Annotated in this window: 13 protein-coding genes; 5 read left to right on the forward strand and 8 right to left on the reverse strand. The window is 59.2% G+C overall.

Features of this window, described 5'->3' with window-relative positions; translation table 11 throughout:
* The coding region (locus SM754_RS16605) for a transposase (RefSeq protein ID WP_323677301.1) at positions 1 to 546 on the forward strand (546 nt) is incomplete at its 5' end.
* A 75-nt stretch (positions 547 to 621) separates the two neighbouring features.
* Here the strand turns inward: SM754_RS16605 and SM754_RS16610 are convergent.
* Together SM754_RS16610 and SM754_RS16615 are read right to left on the reverse strand one after the other, a co-directional pair.
* Positions 622 to 3057, reverse strand: coding sequence for a heavy metal translocating P-type ATPase (locus SM754_RS16610; protein ID WP_257300912.1), 2436 nt, complete (start codon positions 3055 to 3057; stop codon positions 622 to 624).
* Between the two features lies 1 nt (position 3058).
* Positions 3059 to 3910: a sulfite exporter TauE/SafE family protein gene (locus SM754_RS16615; protein ID WP_135822956.1), complete on the reverse strand. Its 852-nt coding sequence runs from the start codon at positions 3908 to 3910 to the stop codon at positions 3059 to 3061.
* 109 nt (positions 3911 to 4019) lie between these two features.
* On the opposite strand from SM754_RS16615, the gene SM754_RS16620 reads away from it, so the two are divergent.
* Positions 4020 to 5465 (forward strand): amidase, encoded by a 1446-nt coding sequence (locus SM754_RS16620; protein WP_369684163.1) that lies wholly within the window; start codon positions 4020 to 4022, stop codon positions 5463 to 5465.
* Between the two features lie 526 nt (positions 5466 to 5991).
* Here the strand turns inward: SM754_RS16620 and gdhB are convergent.
* The 3 genes from gdhB to SM754_RS16635 form a co-directional block, all read right to left on the reverse strand.
* Positions 5992 to 7302, reverse strand: a complete 1311-nt coding sequence (gdhB, locus tag SM754_RS16625; RefSeq protein WP_282352304.1) for a glutamate dehydrogenase GdhB — start codon at positions 7300 to 7302, stop codon at positions 5992 to 5994.
* Positions 7299 to 7442 (reverse strand): rubrerythrin-like domain-containing protein, encoded by a 144-nt coding sequence (locus SM754_RS16630; protein WP_257300909.1) that lies wholly within the window; start codon positions 7440 to 7442, stop codon positions 7299 to 7301. Before SM754_RS16630 ends, gdhB begins: the two co-directional genes overlap by 4 nt.
* Positions 7443 to 7554: 112 nt before the next feature.
* Positions 7555 to 10437, reverse strand: coding sequence for a bacterio-opsin activator domain-containing protein (locus SM754_RS16635; protein ID WP_257300908.1), 2883 nt, complete (start codon positions 10435 to 10437; stop codon positions 7555 to 7557).
* Between the two features lie 259 nt (positions 10438 to 10696).
* On the opposite strand from SM754_RS16635, the gene SM754_RS16640 reads away from it, so the two are divergent.
* Positions 10697 to 11935 (forward strand): MFS transporter, encoded by a 1239-nt coding sequence (locus tag SM754_RS16640; protein WP_323677302.1) that lies wholly within the window; start codon positions 10697 to 10699, stop codon positions 11933 to 11935.
* A 20-nt stretch (positions 11936 to 11955) separates the two neighbouring features.
* On the opposite strand, the gene SM754_RS16645 is transcribed toward SM754_RS16640, so the two are convergent.
* Together SM754_RS16645 and SM754_RS16650 are read right to left on the reverse strand one after the other, a co-directional pair.
* A complete protein-coding gene (locus tag SM754_RS16645) occupies positions 11956 to 12177 on the reverse strand; it encodes a DUF8129 domain-containing protein (protein ID WP_323677303.1) in 222 nt (73 codons plus the stop codon).
* Positions 12178 to 12375: 198 nt separating this feature from the next.
* Positions 12376 to 12810 carry a DUF488 domain-containing protein gene (locus tag SM754_RS16650; RefSeq protein WP_323677304.1) on the reverse strand — a complete coding sequence of 145 codons (435 nt, stop codon included), beginning with the start codon at positions 12808 to 12810 and terminating at the stop codon, positions 12376 to 12378.
* A 164-nt stretch (positions 12811 to 12974) separates the two neighbouring features.
* On the opposite strand from SM754_RS16650, the gene SM754_RS16655 reads away from it, so the two are divergent.
* Positions 12975 to 13499: an HPP family protein gene (locus tag SM754_RS16655; RefSeq protein ID WP_323677305.1), complete on the forward strand. Its 525-nt coding sequence runs from the start codon at positions 12975 to 12977 to the stop codon at positions 13497 to 13499.
* Between the two features lie 703 nt (positions 13500 to 14202).
* A complete protein-coding gene (locus SM754_RS16660) occupies positions 14203 to 14649 on the forward strand; it encodes a universal stress protein (RefSeq protein WP_323677306.1) in 447 nt (148 codons plus the stop codon).
* A gap of 75 nt (positions 14650 to 14724) precedes the next feature.
* Here the strand turns inward: SM754_RS16660 and SM754_RS16665 are convergent, their stop codons facing one another.
* On the reverse strand, positions 14725 to 15996 hold the full coding sequence (locus tag SM754_RS16665) for an MFS transporter (RefSeq protein WP_323677307.1): 1272 nt from the start codon (positions 15994 to 15996) through the stop codon (positions 14725 to 14727).
* Positions 15997 to 16131: the final 135 nt, after the last annotated feature.

A 16131-nucleotide genomic window follows, 5' to 3' on the forward strand; every position in this document is an offset into this window, starting at 1 on the left:
GTGGTGTTCTACGCGGATTACACGGGGGTACATCCGGTGGTAACCCGCCCGTGGCACACTACGCGTTTCCCCGTCGAGGCCGTCCTTTACGTGCCCGCCCACGACTACCATCTGTACATCACGAATCTGCCGCGAAATGAGTTTCTCCCGGCGGATCTCGCAACGCTGTATCGGTGCCGGTGGGAGGTAGAAACCCTGTTTCGTGAGTTGAAGACGCAGTACGAGTTGGACGAGTTCGACACGAGCGATCCGGATGTCGTGAAAATTCTGTTGTACGCGGCGTTGCTGTCGCTGCTGGTGAGTCGTGAGCTGTTGGATCTGGTCACCGAGCAGGCCGACGATGAGATCGTGTTCCCGCCGGAACGCTGGGCGGCGACCTTCCGGTCGCACGCCCAGCTCATCCTCCACGAACTCGGCGAATATCTCGGCTACTCGCCACCGCCGCTGTTGGAGCGGCTGATCGAAGATGCACAGAAGATCCACCAACAACGACCGATCCTACAAGAGACGCTCGCTACCACTACGCAACCGAGGTGTGAGTCTTAGCTAAAGACGAATGGCGGCAGTTATTATACATAAAGCGTAGCAGGATGGTTACGGACGATGCTTGCGTTCGATCGCTCAGTCCGAGTGTGCGGGAGGTCCGAGTCGATCGCTGCGTTCGCTAGAGTCGGTCTCAGCCGAATGATCTCCGTTCGTCGAAAGCAGTCGGCGCTTCGAGTTAAAGACGACAATGAGACTACTGATCGCCATCATAACGGCGGCGATCAACGGCGTGATCACGCCAGTCATTGCCAATGGGAGCGCAATCGCGTTGTAGCCAGCCGCCCAGACGAGATTCTGTTTGATTCGGCCTCGAGTTTCACTTGCCAGCTCGAAGACCTCGGGAACGGCGTCGAGACGGTCGTCCAGCACCACCGCGTCGGCCGCCTCGATCGCCAGATCGGTGCCGCTTGAGACCGCGATCCCGAGGTCGGCGCTGGCGAGTGCGGGCGCGTCGTTCGTTCCGTCGCCGATCATTGTCGTCGTCCCGCGTTCGCGGAGTCCTTGGACGATCACTTCCTTCGACTCGGGGCGCACGCCTGCGAATACGTGATCAACTGCGGGATGGTTCGCAAACGTCTCGGTCATCCGCTCGTCGTCGCCAGTCAACACGACGATTTCTCGGTCCGCGTCCGCGAGCTCGGAAACCACGTGTTCCCAGTTCTCTCGCGGCGTATCTCGGACTGTAACGACTCCTCGGACGACACCCTCCCAGGCAACCGCCGTGGGATGAGTGCCCGACTCGTAGGCGTCCGTGACGGCTGCCTCGATCTCCGCGGGAATCGTCCACTCGTCAGCATCGAAGGAGTCTGGATGGCCGATAACTACGCGGGTATCGTCGACGAGCGCTGACACGGTACGGTCGGCGCTCTCGAAGCTCGACACCGAGCGCGTGGTCGGCGGGGCGGCATCGTCGATCGCAGCGGCGATGGGGTGGCTTGACCGACGTTCGACGGCGGCCGCCATCTCAAGCACTTCGTCAGGATCGTCGCCAGCGATGTCCACAAGTTCCATCTCCCCAGTGGTGAGCGTCCCAGTCTTGTCGAACACAACGACTGCGGAGTCGTCGATCCGCTCAAGCACTGTCTCGTTGAGAACGAGCATCCGATTGTCGGTGGCATCGCGGGTGGCCGCCGCGAGAGCAAGCGGGGTCGCGATCCCGAGCGAACACGGACACGAGACCACTAGCACGGAGACACCGGCCATTATAGCTGTGTTTAGGTCGTTGCCAAGGACGAACCAGCCAGTCGCAGTCAGCGCGGCAAGCCCGAGTACGAGCGGGACGAACAGCACCGCAAAACGGTTGACCATATGCTGGACGCCCGTCGCAGAACTCTTGACGTTCCAGAGGAGTTCGACGAGGCGATCCATCGTACTGGTGTTTTCCGGACCAACTTCGACGACAACCGCATTGTCAGTAGGGATCGACCCGCCGAGTACGTCGTCCCCGACGGATTTGCGTTGCGGGAGAGATTCACCCGTGATGAGTGCCTCATCGATCGCGGCAGTCCCGTCGATGATCTGGCCGTCGACTGGGATCCGTTCGCCAGGTTTGACTAACAGCTGATCGCCAGGCTCACACGCTGCAATGTCGATAGTTTCGGTGGCCTCGCTGTCGTCGTCGAGTCGGCGGGCGTCATCGACGCGTGAATCCGTGAGATCCGCACGATTGCCGAGCGCAGCGTGTTTGACCCGTGACTCGAGATGGTTGCCGATGGTGACGATCGCGAGTACCATCACTGCGACGTCGAAGTACGGGTCACGCCCGCCCGTGAGGTAGGTGGCCAGCGAGTAGAGATACGCTGCGAGCACCGCGATGGCGATCAACACGTCCATGTTCGGGCGACCGACTTTCAGGCTCACGTAGGCCCCGCGGAAGACAGGGTATCCAAGCCCAATAACGATGAGCGTACTCCAGACAGCTAGCGGCCCGAACACCATTTCCTCAACGGTACTTCCGTAGAGAAAGCTCTCGGGATAGATGCCGAGGTATACCGGATAGATGAACAGGACGTAGAGAATCAACACGGGCATCATCAGTACCGCCGCGAGCACTGCACGGTATTTGCCGAACTCGACGCGCGAACGCAGCGAGTCGTTTTCCTCGTCGGGACCGTGGGCCTGATAGCCCAGTCGACTGAGTGCAGCGGAGATCGCGTTACGGTCGATCTGGGCAGGATCGTACACCACCTGCGCCATTTCAGTGGCGTAGCTCGCACGCGCCTCGTGAACACCGTCCTCTTCCTCGGCAAGGAGTTCGATGAATCCTTCGCAGGTCTGACAGTGCATACCGTCGATCGAGAGGTAGGCCGTTTCGGCGCCCTCGGGGACATCGGGTTGGGAATCCTCGGCCGCGACACGGTCACGGACGGCCGTAATGGAGAGGTCGACGTCCTCACCGTTGTCAACCAGGCGTGCGACCTCTAGACAGCCCCGACAGCAGAACTCGCCGTCGATGGCCACGTCGATGATTGGGTCTTCGACAGGGAGGTCACAGAGTGTACAGGTGGACATGTTACGCAACCGCCTCCGAGCCGGAGATTGGTTGATAGTACGGGATATCGGGCAACGGGAGCACGACGCCAAACCGCATGAGCCCCATCGCTAATAGGACGTATCCGAGCCCAATGAACAACACACCGAGTCCATAGTGGACCACCTGTCGCTGGCGGGCGCTTACTGACTGGATCACCGTTCCGTAGAGGAACACGCTAGGAATCGTCCCGAGCCCAAGCGCGGCGAGCGAGAGGAGACCATATACAGGCGAGCCCTGTGCGAACGCATACAGGAATGCGGGATAGAGCAGCATACACGGCAACAATCCATGAAGCGCGCCAAGCCCGACGATGCCGATGCCGTTGACCCAGCGGTCGATCCGTGTCGAGATCACTGTGTAAGTTCGCGCGAATATTGATCCGATACCAGTATCGGCAATCACACCTTCGACGGCTCCTTGTTGGTAGCCGGCCAATCGGGTGATTCCCATCCCGAGGATTGCCACGCCGATGCAGATGCCGACGACACCCTGGACTGGCCCGAGAATCCCGGCGAGCCCGATCGTCCCATAGAGCAGCGCGCCAGCAGCCCCGAAGACAGCCCCGATGAGGGCGTAGCTCATCGTCCGGCCGAGGTTGAACAGCGTGTGCTGTCGCACTTCATAGAGAGTGAGTGCGCCAGACCAGCGGTCGTCGGTTTCCATACGCTCGGCGTAGGTTGCAACAAGCGGGCCGCACATTCCAATACAGTGTGCACCGCCGAGGAGGCCAATCAGAAAAAACACCACCAGTCCGTAGCCACTCGCGATGCCGATCTCACTCAGTTGTACTAGGACTGCCGAGATCATACTCACGGCTGGCAAAGCCAGCATAGATTAGAGTATACCACCCGTCCTGTGTAGTTGGTTTCGGTTCGGGCCGTGACTTCGAAGGTCACTGATGAGAATAAATAGGAACACACAGCCCGAATGTTCATTAGATATGCCCGAATTCATGCAGCGATCGGCACGGGAACTTGCGTCTGAAGCCCGTACTGGATGTGTGTCTGCGCTAACCCTCCTCGAGTCAACCCTAGAGCGTATCGGAGCAATCGATGATTTGAACGCGTTCATCACGATCACTGAGAAATCGGCACGGGAGCGTGCTCACGCCGCCGACGCTGCAGCGGCCCGTGGAGAAGACCTCGGCCCACTCCACGGTGTGCCAGTCGCAATCAAAGATCTTCGGAGCCGGAAAGAGGGTGTCAAGAATACGATGGGACTCGCTCCATTGGCCGATAACGTTGCCGACGAGGATTCCATCACAGTCGAGCGGCTGGAAGCTGCCGGTGCCGTCATCGTCGGTACGACCAACACACCGGCACTCGGTCACACTATTAAGACAGAGAATCGGTTCGTTGGTGCGACTCCGACCCCGTTCGACTCCGATCATTCTGCGGGCGGCTCATCTGGCGGCTCGGCAGCGGCGCTTGCGGCGGGTGCAGTACCGCTTGCCACCGGGTCGGATATCGGTGGCTCGCTCCGGGTCCCAGCCTCCTGTTGTAACGTCATCGGGCTGAAACCGACGTTCGGGCTTGTTCCCGAACGTATCCCATTCGACGGATTCGGCACCCACTCTCCGTTTTTTGTGGGTGGGCCGATGGCACGAACAGTTGAGGACACAGCTCTCTTACTCGATGTCCTCGCAGGCTATGACGACCGAGACCCATTTAGTGTGCCCCGTCCAGAGACGGAATACGTCGAGGCCACTAACCGGCCGACTACTGAGCTATCGGTTGCGTACAGTCCGAATCTGGATTTACAACCAGTTGCATCGACGGTGCGTGAAACAGTTGATGCTGCCGTCACGGACCTAGCGGCCGGCGGTGCGACAGTCGATACTGTGGACGTCTCGCTCCCGTCGTATGAAGAGCTCTCGATGGCGTACGTCACGCAGGTTGGCGTCTTCTTCAGTGCATTCGCTCAACGAATCGAAGACCGGTACGGCATCGACTTCGAGACGGCAGATGTCGAAGACACGGTTCGATCGACGATCGCATTAGGAACAGAGACCGACGCTGCCGACAATCGATTACAGAACGCGCCACGGACTGATGCATACGATGGCATTCAGGACGCGCTGACTGACTACGACGTTCTCGTGACACCCACTCTTACCGTCCCACCGTTCAGCAAGCATCTCACCGACGGCTATCCAACGGAAATCAACGGTCAATCCGTGATTGGTGTCCCGACAGACGTGATGTTGACATGGGTGTTCAATATGACTGGCCACCCTGTGGCGTCAGTTCCTGCTGGGATTACCGACAACGGGCTTCCAGTTGGATTACAGATTGTTGGCCGGCGGTTTGCTGAAGCAGATATTTTGAGCGTCGCTGCAGCGCTTGAACGATGCCGGCCGTGGACGAATCAGTATCCTCTGCGGTGAACCGACCGGCCATCGGTAGCAGACCCAGCGTTTGGACCCTCTTGAGCAGTTCTCAAGAGCGAACGTCGTAACTAATCCCTTTTGCATCGCACAAATATATTTTCACTTCTACAGAAGACTGCTTATTATCTCAGCGAGACATGCTTGGACGCCCCCGAATGTAACTCGCATCGTAGCGGCCCCAAATCCAAGAGCAATGAAACTCACCATGACAACGAAACCAGCCTTCGAATCGTTGGGACTAAGCAGGAGCGTGAGCACCGCGAGCGTTCCCGACATCGTACTGATGAAAAGCCCAGTCAGAAATGACAAGATTGTAAAAAATGGGTCGGTGAAACCCATCACGGAGTACGCTGGTTCATAGATCCCAACGAAGGATAAGCTGAAGCCGATGACAACGTATCCAATAAAGCAGATAGTAACGAGGAGAGCCCCGGGACTAACAAGCTGATACAGTCGAAACAGCCCTCGTTCAAGCGGGGTACTTGGCCGTCGAATCCGTCTGAATGGTCGGTGACCCATCTCCTTATGGCCAGAGCCCCCGCGCCTCATGGGCTTCAGCGATTCGTGAGAGAGCAACAATATAGGCAGCATCTCGCCACGTCACCTCACCATCGGTGAACTCGTCTCTGACCACATCCCATGCCGTCAACATTTCTTCTTCGAGTTCGTCGTGTACCCGTTCCAACGACCAAGTACGGCGATTGATATCTTGTAGCCACTCGAAGTAACTCACTGTGACGCCACCGGCATTCGCCAATATATCCGGAATAACAGGTATCCCTCGCTCAGTAAAAATACGATCGGCCGCGCTCGTCGTTGGTCCGTTCGCTCCCTCGACGATGATATCCGCCCGCACATCCTCGGCGTTCTCGGCTGTAAGGACGTTCCCTAAGGCGGCAGGCACGAGAACGTCTACGTCAAGTTCAAGCAGTTCCGCGTTGGTGACGGTTTCTGGAGCGTCGTGACCCATCACAGCCTCGGGTTCTTCGTGGTGTGATGGAATCGAATGGGTATCGAGGCCGTTCGTGTCATAGACACCACCGTTGACGTCACTGACCGCAACGATGTTCGCTCCCCAGTCGTCGAGTAACCGTGCAGCATTCGAGCCAACGCTTCCGTATCCTTGGATGGCGACACTCGCTTCGTTAATATCCTTCTCGTAGTGCTTGATTGCCTCCCGAACGATGATGGCAACGCTCCGGCCAGGCGCTTCGTCACGGCCTTTACTGCCCCCGATGACAGGTGGCTTCCCCGTGACGACACCAGGAATGGTCTCGCCTTCCTGCATCGAATAGGCGTCCATCAACCACGCCATCGTCTGTGGATTTGTCCCCATATCTGGCGCGGGAATGTCTACTGTCGGGCCGATCGCTCCGCGGATCTCTTGGGCAAACCGTCGGGTGAGCCGCTCTTTCTCAGCCGAACTCAACTCCTTCGGATTGACCGCAACGCCACCTTTGGCACCCCCGAACGGGAGATCCATAACGGCGCATTTCCAGGTCATCCACATGCCGAGGCCGACACACTCGTCCCGCGTCACCTCGGGGTGATACCGGAGCCCCCCTTTATACGGTCCTCTAACACTGTCGTGTTGGGCTCGGTAGCCCGTGAACACCTCGACCGTCCCGTCGTCACGTTCGATAGGAACAGTGACTTCGTGGACTTTCTTTGGGTGTTTGAGCCGTTCGACGATGTTCTGATCAATATCGAGATGAGTAGCAGCATGGTACAACTGGCGGCGGGCGGTTTCGAGCGCCGATTCGGGTTCGGTCGAATCTGCCGCCTCGTCGTCTGACTCGTCGCGGGTGCTATCAGATTTCGATGCCATGGTCATTCGAGCGGCATTCGCCGGTTTCGCATCGGACCGCTACAGTCGGGACACTGGCCCGGGCTATCCTCCGCGATGATGATTTTGCCACATTCGAAGCACTCGTAGGGGGTTTCTTCGTCTGATTCAGGGTCGACATCTCTCATTGTGAGTTCACGAGTGCCGCCAGGTGGAGTGGCGCACTCTATAAGGTGTAATAAGTGTATAAGGGAGTATTCGGCTGTTGACTACCAAACAGCACTCCAACCAGTGGGTTTGTTATTGAACTGTCTCCGTGGCGGCCGCCACCGGGAGATTGTTCTCTTCGAAGAGTGCAGCAAACAGTTTCCGTTGGACGGTCCGCGCGTGTTGATAGAACGCGGGTGGGGAGATGCCGAGTGTCTCCGCTACGTCTTCGCCCGTGCTCTCACGGGGCGACTCGAAGAACCCACTGTAGTACGCCGTCTGGATCACCTCCAGTTGCCGCTCCGTCACTGAATCGAGGAACTTCGAGTAGAGATTGTGTTCTGCGGTCTGATCGAGCGTCTGCTTGGCACGGAGTTCAGCGCCAGCGAACGTCTCACGGACGAGCTGCGTGATCGTTCGGACGTCGATGCTGTCCGGGATATCGATGACGAGCGTCGTCGTGGTTGGATCAGCGGTCGCTTCGCGGAAGACGGCACCGTGATCGGCCAGCTCCAAGGCGAGGAACGGTTGTGTGAGCCGGAGCCGTAGAACACCCCCCTCGCCGTCCGCGCTGATCTGCTGCACGTCGTCGATACCGACCAGTTGCGAGGCCGCGTCTGCCACGTCAGTTACCGGCCGGTCTTCGACGGTCACGAACACGTAGCTGCCTTCCGTGGACTGCTGGACGCCACCCTGATACGAGAGGGTGCACTCCGCGTCCTGTGCCAGCCGTGAGAGGACAAACTTCGGGTCGTCGATAGTGAACTCGACACGTGTCATCGACGTCGTGAGCAATGCATTCTTCCGTTCGATCGCACTGAGAGCGGATGCGATGGTTTCGCCGAGTTCTCCCAGGACGGCCTTCGCCGTCTCGTCGAACGCATCCTGGGTCGGTGCGTACACCGTCAACACACCGTGGGTAAGGTCGTTGTACACGAGCGGGATGCTCAATACGGACAGGTAGTCCCGGGAGATGGCGTCTTTCCGCCACGCCTCGTCATGGAGACCAGCAGCGACGTTCGTCACCATCGTCACATCGCCAGTGGCTGCGGTTTGTCCGGCCGGTTCTGCACCCGACGCCTGGACGGCGAACGACTGACTATCCAAGTACCCCTGTTCGGTCCCTGCCCAGGCCCGAGGCTCCAGGGTATCGGTCGTCGGATCGATCGTCCCGATCCAGGCGAATCGGAACCGGTCGTCGGCGGTCAGCAGTTCACAGACCGTGTGATCGATTTCCTCGCGCGTCTCCGCCTGTACGAGAGCCTGATCGATCTCCCGTATCGTCTCGTTGATGCGGTTCAGGGCGGTCAATTGCTCGTTTTGCGTCTGAAGTGTTCGGTCCTGTTCCCGGAGTCGTGATTCCCGTGTGACCCGGTCGAGGGCTGCTTCGGCAGTAGCCGCGAGCAGATCGGCCAATTCTCGCATCACCTCATCGAATGCACCGACCTGGTTCGAGCCCGCAACGAACACGCCGTGGTTGCCGAGCGGGATGTAGGCCGCAGTTCGGAGGTCGGTTGCCCGATTGTCGAGTCGGTCCGCGTCGTGAACGTCCTCGAAGAACAGCGATTCGTCCTCGACGAAACTGTAGCTCGGGAGTGTTTCGCCGTCGGCGTGCACGGTCGGGAGTGGCCCGTTCAACTCGGTCATCGTCGCCGAGTGAGCTGCGGGTCGAAGATTGTTGGCCTCACCGTCGAAGAGGTAGACCGCACTCGCATCGAGATCGAGCACACCAGGAGTGTCGTCGACGACGTGCTGGGCGATTTCCTGGTGGGTCTCGGCGTAGAGGAAATCGCGAGCCGTCTCGTGGAGCGTGGCGAGGGCTTCCTCGCGTTGCTTGCGTTTCGTGATGTCCCGACAGCTGAAGAGGAGAGTCCCATCCTGGATCGAGACTTCGCGCACGTTGACGAGGAGCGTGTGCTCGCGCCCGGCTTTATCGGTCGCCGTCGTCTCGATGTTCTTGAGGACGCCGTCTTCCGCGAGTTCCTCCCGGTCGAAGAGGTCATCGCCGAGGAGGTCGTCGATCGTTCCGAGATTCCGGATCTCGTCGACGGTGTAGCCGAAGATGAAGTGGACGTTGGGACAAACGTAGGTGTACTCGCCGGCTTCGTCCGTGATGAGGATGGTATCGGTCATGTTGTTGAGCGTGACGCGGTGCAGTTCTTCGGACTCTCTGAGATTCCGTTCGAGATCGACGCGCTCGGTGATGTCGACGCCTTCGACAACGATCGAGACGAGATCGCCGCGCTCGTTCTCGACCGGGCGCACGGAGAGGTCGATAACGCGCGAGTCATCGACGTTTGGCGGCTGTGGGACGACCGCGTTGCCGAACGTCCCGTCGAGTGCTTTCTCCACGAGTTGTTGGACGTCCGTGTTCGGTGCATCGGCCTGTGACCACCACGGAAGCGTCCAGAAGGGGTCGCCGACGATCGTGTCGATGTCTTCATCGATCATCTCCCGTGCTGTCTCGTTCACGCGGGCAAGTGCGCCACCCGGGTCAAGCACCCACGTCGCAGTTCGCGAATCGTTGAAGATCGCGTCGAACTGTCTGGCCCGGTCCCGTTGCGTGGCCGACCGCTGTGCGGCCCGGAGGGCACGCTCTGTTCGGTCGATGAGTTCGTCGGTTATCTGTGCTAGCGGGTCCGAAAGCGCGATGTAATCGGTGACACCGGCTTCGATGGCCTCGCTGGCGATGGCTTCGCTCCCGGCAGTAGCCCCGAGGAGGACCGGGAGCGCAGGCGATTCCTCGCGGATTTCTCGGAGGAGGTCGAGTCCGGTTGTCTCTTCGAGTGCGTACTCGGTAATGAGGCAGTCCGTGGGGTTCGTCCGGATGGTGTCGATTGCCTCCGTCTTGGTTCGAACGTGTTGTACGGTGGCATCAGTCCGTTTCTCGAGCGTCGTGGCGAATTGCGTGAGCCAGTCGTCTGTCCCGACGAGCAACACCGTCGACGAATCCAGAATGGGTGGGGAAGCAGCCATTATTCGACCACAGAGAGATAGCGAATGGTTCTCTCGGTGCCGATTCGAGCTCGCCTCCAGCTCCGGTACTGGCCCGGGTCGGAATGTACGTCCATTGCTAGTTAACTATCTAACCGTCTCGAACCAAAGAGGTTTGTTGTTTAACCCCGTGAGATAGGGAGCGCGCTACGGAATATGAAAACGCGATTATCGGGACTTTTCGCGGTCGACCGACTCTTCCCGATTTCAGCGTTCCGCTATCCAACCAGACTCTCGAGGAATGACTACCCGACCTCCCACCACCCAGCCCGAAGACGCCACGAGCAAGGAACCGCACCAGCAGCGCCAGTCGGCGTGGAGACTCGTCACTGGAGCGAGTCTCATCTCGACGGGGCTCGCTGCCTATGAGATCGTCCCGGCGAGTGTTACCCCGCTCATTCGCGACGCACTGAATATTGGGCCGACGATCGCAGGGTTCCTGGTCGGGGTCATGTTCGGCACCGCGGTGATCGCAAGCCTCCCAGCTGGAGCGGCGCTCGACCGGGCGGATTCCAGGACTGCGATGGCACTCGCAGTGCTGACACTTGTTGTCGCCGGGACGTGGGGATGGATCGCTGGGCGGCGAGGGGATTATCGATCTGTGATTGCATCACGAGCGCTTGGTGGGGTCGCCTACGTCGTCGTCTGGAACGCTGGCATCGACATCGTGAGTCGAGCAGCGACCAGCGAGAATCGAGCGACTGCTGTCGGCATCTTCACCGCGAGTGGCCCGATCGGATTCGCGCTCGGTCAGGGGACCGGGCCACTGATTGCGCATCGGTTCGGGTGGCCCGCCATCTTTGTCGCATTCACCGGCCTCACGGTCGTCGGCCTCGTCCTGTTCTGGCCGGCCAGTCGCGGACTCGGAACAAGCCGGGGAGACGCTCCTTCTCTCGAGGAGTTCGGTGCGGTCCTCCGGAACCGGAGTGTCTGGTCGGTCGGGCTGCTCGGCTTTCTCGGCTATTCATTATACCTGTTCGTGAATAGCTGGGGCGCGTCGTATCTCACCGCCGAACTTGACCTATCACTCGCGGTGAGTGGCCTCTTGGTGGCCGTATTCCCCGCTATCGGAGTTGTCTCCCGGATCAGCAGTGGCCTCCTGTCTGACCGAGTCTTCGGGGGTCGCCGCCAACCCATCGTTTTCGGGTCCTTCGCAGTTGCTGCTCCGCTCGTACTGGTGTTCACCCAGTTCCGGTCACTTCCACTGCTCGTTGCGCTCCTGCTGCTCACCGGCTTTGCGGTTCAGCTTACGCTGGGACTGTCCTTCACGTATGTTCGAGAGGTTGTTGATTCACGGGTCGCTGCGACAGCCGTCGCGTTCCAGACGAGTGTTGGGTTAGCGGGGGCGTTCCTTGCCCCGATTATAGGCGGGGTTATTGTCGACACAGCCGGCTTTGATACGGCATTTCTATTCGCTGGAGGCCTCGCTATCTGTGGAATTGGGGTCGCATGGCGAGCTCCAGAGCCAGGCTACTCGTAGCAACGGAATCAACCAATCCATTATGATTCCTGCTCCCGTAGCTCTTCGGCCTTCCACTTGAGCCGGCGCAGGATCTGCATCCGATTCTGGTTGGCGTTCTCGTAGGTAACACACTCTTGGAGGGTTTCCATATCCGGGATCGTCGCGATACCGGCCATGATCAATCGGTAATTAGGTGCTTCGAGACGCTTCTCAGGTGGGAATTCATCATCACTCCCGTCGCTGATCGCGAACTGAGCCATCTCTGTTGGCCTCGACCCCTCAAGGGCGAGAAAAACCAGAACAGATGACTATGCCACCGACGCGGCGTCAGGCCATCGCCTCTTGGAACCGTTCACGCAGCGCGTCCTCGCAGTCTTCCAACTTATCGACCTTCTCCTGTAGGTCGACGCAGACGTGCTCGTTATTCGGAAACTGATTGCACCGGCCTGAGTAACTGGCTACAGCTGTGTAGCGAGATGCTCTTTGAGAAGCGTTCGATGACACCGTTTCTGATCGGTGTTTTCGAAACAGACGAAGACGAGCTGCTCTCCGTCTTGCAGTCGGTCTGTAAGTTCGGCGACTGCCTCATGAGCCTCCGCACCATCAGTGAGATACGAGCGGTACCGCTCTTCAAATTTGACTTCGTTCCAAGCCGCATTATGGGCGCCTTCGTCACACATCCCTTGCATTTTGAAGTCCTCGTGGCGCTGTTTGAACTCGTCGAGGAGGTTCTCGGGGGGACCGAGTGCCGGATAGTTCTCGTCGACCGTTGTTCGGAACCAGCCGGTTGGCCGCCGGACGACTCCCACTAGCGTTGCTTCCGAGGGAACATCCACGAGGTCGTGTTGCAGCGCCGCGACGTACGTATCCTCGAGACGGTCAGAGGAGTTCATACTCTATTGATAGACTGTTCGACACCCAGGGTGGTCAACCTCTCGGTGGACGTGGGGATCAACCTTCGACGGGGAATCAGACCGAAGAATAGTTTCTTCGCTCACGTCCCCGCATACTCGTACGCAACACTCTTTGAGGGTGAAACGCCATCTCGATACAAGCGATGGACGAACGAGTGATTTGGGCGAGTGGTCACGGCGTCGTCCTCCTCGCCGTACTCGCGGGAATTGCGTTCGCTTCTGGCCACTGGGCTATTCTTGTCGCTCTTGCGCCCGCAGCGTATCTTCTCGTCTTCTTCCCACATGATTCGGAGAACTCGCCGAAGACAGTCGTGGTCAGCCATCTGACCGCGCTTGTTGCGGGGTGGCTCACTTATACTGTCCTCGCCCAAGGGATTGCGCCGACGAGTATCGAGCCGATGTCGGAGCCGGGGCTCCGGTTCGTCGGAAGCGCGTTACTTGCATTTATCGCCAGTACAGCAGTCTTCTACGTCCTGAACATCACCCATCCGATGGCCTATGTCACTACTTTCACTGCTGCGATTGGAGGATTCCCGACGATCCAGTCGGTCGCTATCGCCGCGGGGACGGTCCTCATCGTAGCCGGGCTACAGATTATCCGGCGAAAGGTGGGGCCAGATACAGATGCCGCCTCTGGGGCATTCAATGAGGAATTTGCACGGTCATAGCTTCAATCTCGTCCGATCTTCTTCCGATTGACGTACCCACCTGTTAGGCATCGGCAGAGGCCTTCGAATCAGTCCAAACAAAGTACGCGAAGAGCCCCAACCAAGCGGCGAGAACGACGACGCTCGCGATCGCTGCTGTGGAGACTGTGTAGACGGACATATCGGGAGGATCACCGGTAAGGGCGAATGACCAGACAACCGCAACTACTCCCACATATAGCCCACCAGCAAACGCCAATACCAGCTCTTTGCCACGCGAGAGTGAGTACGCCTTCTCTTTCCAAGATGCCATTTATGTAGACTCTCAGATATCGTTAACCCGACCGGACCGAGATGTCGAATCACCGGAGACAGCTGCCATCTGGTGCTTCTCGGCCCCAGCGAGGGGAAGATTATCGGTGGTCTCGATAGAGCGATGCTCGCATTTCGATGTACCGTTCCGGCCACTCCTCAAAGTGGGTCGTCAACCGGTGTACGCCCTCTTTGACAATACTCCGGAGGGCTGAACCCACTGATTTGGTGGTCCTCACGAGGCCCCGGAAGAAGTCCAGGTCTTGACTCATTGAACGGCCATTTTGGGCTTAGACGTATATATCACTGGGTATGACGAACGTCTCAGGCGAAGATGGACACTCCAGGTCCGTATCTGTGGCCACCCTTAACACGCGTCCCCTGATAGTTTTTAGCGGTGATTTGAAAGCCCATGTTCGACCGCGTACTTCTCCCGACGGACGGTAGTGAGGGTGCCCGACGCGCAGAGGAAACTGCTATCGAACTCGCTGATGTCCACGATGCAACGCTGCACGTCCTCTACATCGTCGATCAGCCGACCTCCGTTTCCGGGACTGGTGAGGGGGTTCCCGGGTTGGATAATCTCCTAGACGCCTTGGAGCATGAGGGAGAGGAAGCTACCGGCGATGTTGCAGCGCGAGCGGAGGACCGTGGTGTCGAGGCGACGAGCGCTGTCCGACGTGGAAACCCGCACGACGACATTCTCACGTACGCCGAAGAGAACGATATCGACGTGATCGTGATGGGTACCCACGGCCGGACGGGTGTCAAACGGGCGCTCCTCGGTAGCGTAACCGAAGACGTCGTCCGACACTCCGAGATCCCGGTCTTGACTGTCCATCGCGATCCGGAAGCGTAGGTCTCGTACACCCAGTCTGTCAAGCGCGAGAGGGCGAAACGGGGGACCGTTCAGCGAAGTCCTGGGACTGCCAGATTAGTGAACGGGTGTTTCGTCGACGTCCGCGTCGACGTCGGGCTCGTAGCGCTTCAGCCCCCACGAGACGACGGCACAGATCGCGCTCAGCACGACGAAGAGGGAGAACCCTCGTGCGTACCCGATCTGTCCGAAGACGTCGGTGTAGTAACCGAGCGCCGGGAGGATGATGAGCGTCCCGCCGCCGCCGATGCCGCTGATCCACCCGGAGGCGCCACCGACGGCTTCGGGGACGAACTTCGGGACCAACTCGAAGACGGCGGCATTCGCAATTCCCATCCCCGTGCCGAGGATCATCATCCCGATCAACGCCGGCCAGAAGCCGCTCGCGAAGGTCATGACGACCGCGCCGACGGCCATGACGCTGAAACTAGCGATCGCGACGTTCTCACCACCGAACCGGTCGCTGATGCTCCCGCCGGGAATCCTGATGAGCGAGCCGTAGACGATGAAGATGCCCGCCAGCAGTCCCGCCGTTGAGAGATCGAACCCGTGGAATAGATCCCAGTAGGTCGGGAACCACGCGGATAGTGAGGTGAAGCCGCCGCCGAACGAGACCGTATAGAGGAACACGAGGACCCACGTCCGCCGGATCGAGGCGGATTCACGCAGGGATTCCCAGGTGTTGCCCGAGGGGAAGATGTCCTGGCCGAGTTCGTCCGCCGTCTCCTTCGCTTCCTCTTGATCCTTCCCCTGCCGGAGCAACTGGAAGTAGTACGGGTCGACCGCGTAGATGGCGTAGACGATGGTAACGGCGACGACGAACGCGAGCCAGATTCCGTACGCCATCGCCAGTCCCGTCAGCCCGATCAGAACCGGGAGGACGTAGACGACCATCCCCGGGCCAATGTTTCCGGCACCGGCGAATGCGCCCATCGCGAACCCTTGTCTATCGCTGGGGTACCAGTAGGAGGTCTGGCTAATGCCGACGGAGAAGGTCGCCCCGCCAGCACCCGCTAGAAGACCGAACAGCACGAGCAGGGGGTACAGATGCATCCCGAAATCGTCAGGGTACGTCAGGAACAGCGTGACGACGAGGCCGGCGATCCCGACGATCGTCGACGCTAACAGGATGAGCATCGGTTTCTTTCCGCCGGCCTCGTCGACCCAGGCCCCGAAGGGTATTCGAAGCACTGCCTTGCTGAGGTGGGGCGATCCCAACAACAGCCCGTGGAAGACGCCGGTGAGGGCCAAGTGTTCCTCGAATATTGGACCGGCAGCTCCGTAGAAGACGATGGTGGTGAGACCGGCGAAAAAGCCGAACGTGGCCATAAATAGACCCCGTTTCGGGGTCCCCTTGACGCCGTTCGCTTCCGCCACCTGTTTTTGATCAGTCATATTTCACCTGGGATAGTCTGGCCCCGTTTTGGTGGTACAGTCTGATTTTCCCCTGCGCGTTGTGCACCA

Source organism: Halorubellus amylolyticus, assembly GCF_034808145.1.
In the GTDB taxonomy this organism is placed as follows: Archaea; Halobacteriota; Halobacteria; order Halobacteriales; family Natrialbaceae; genus Halorubellus.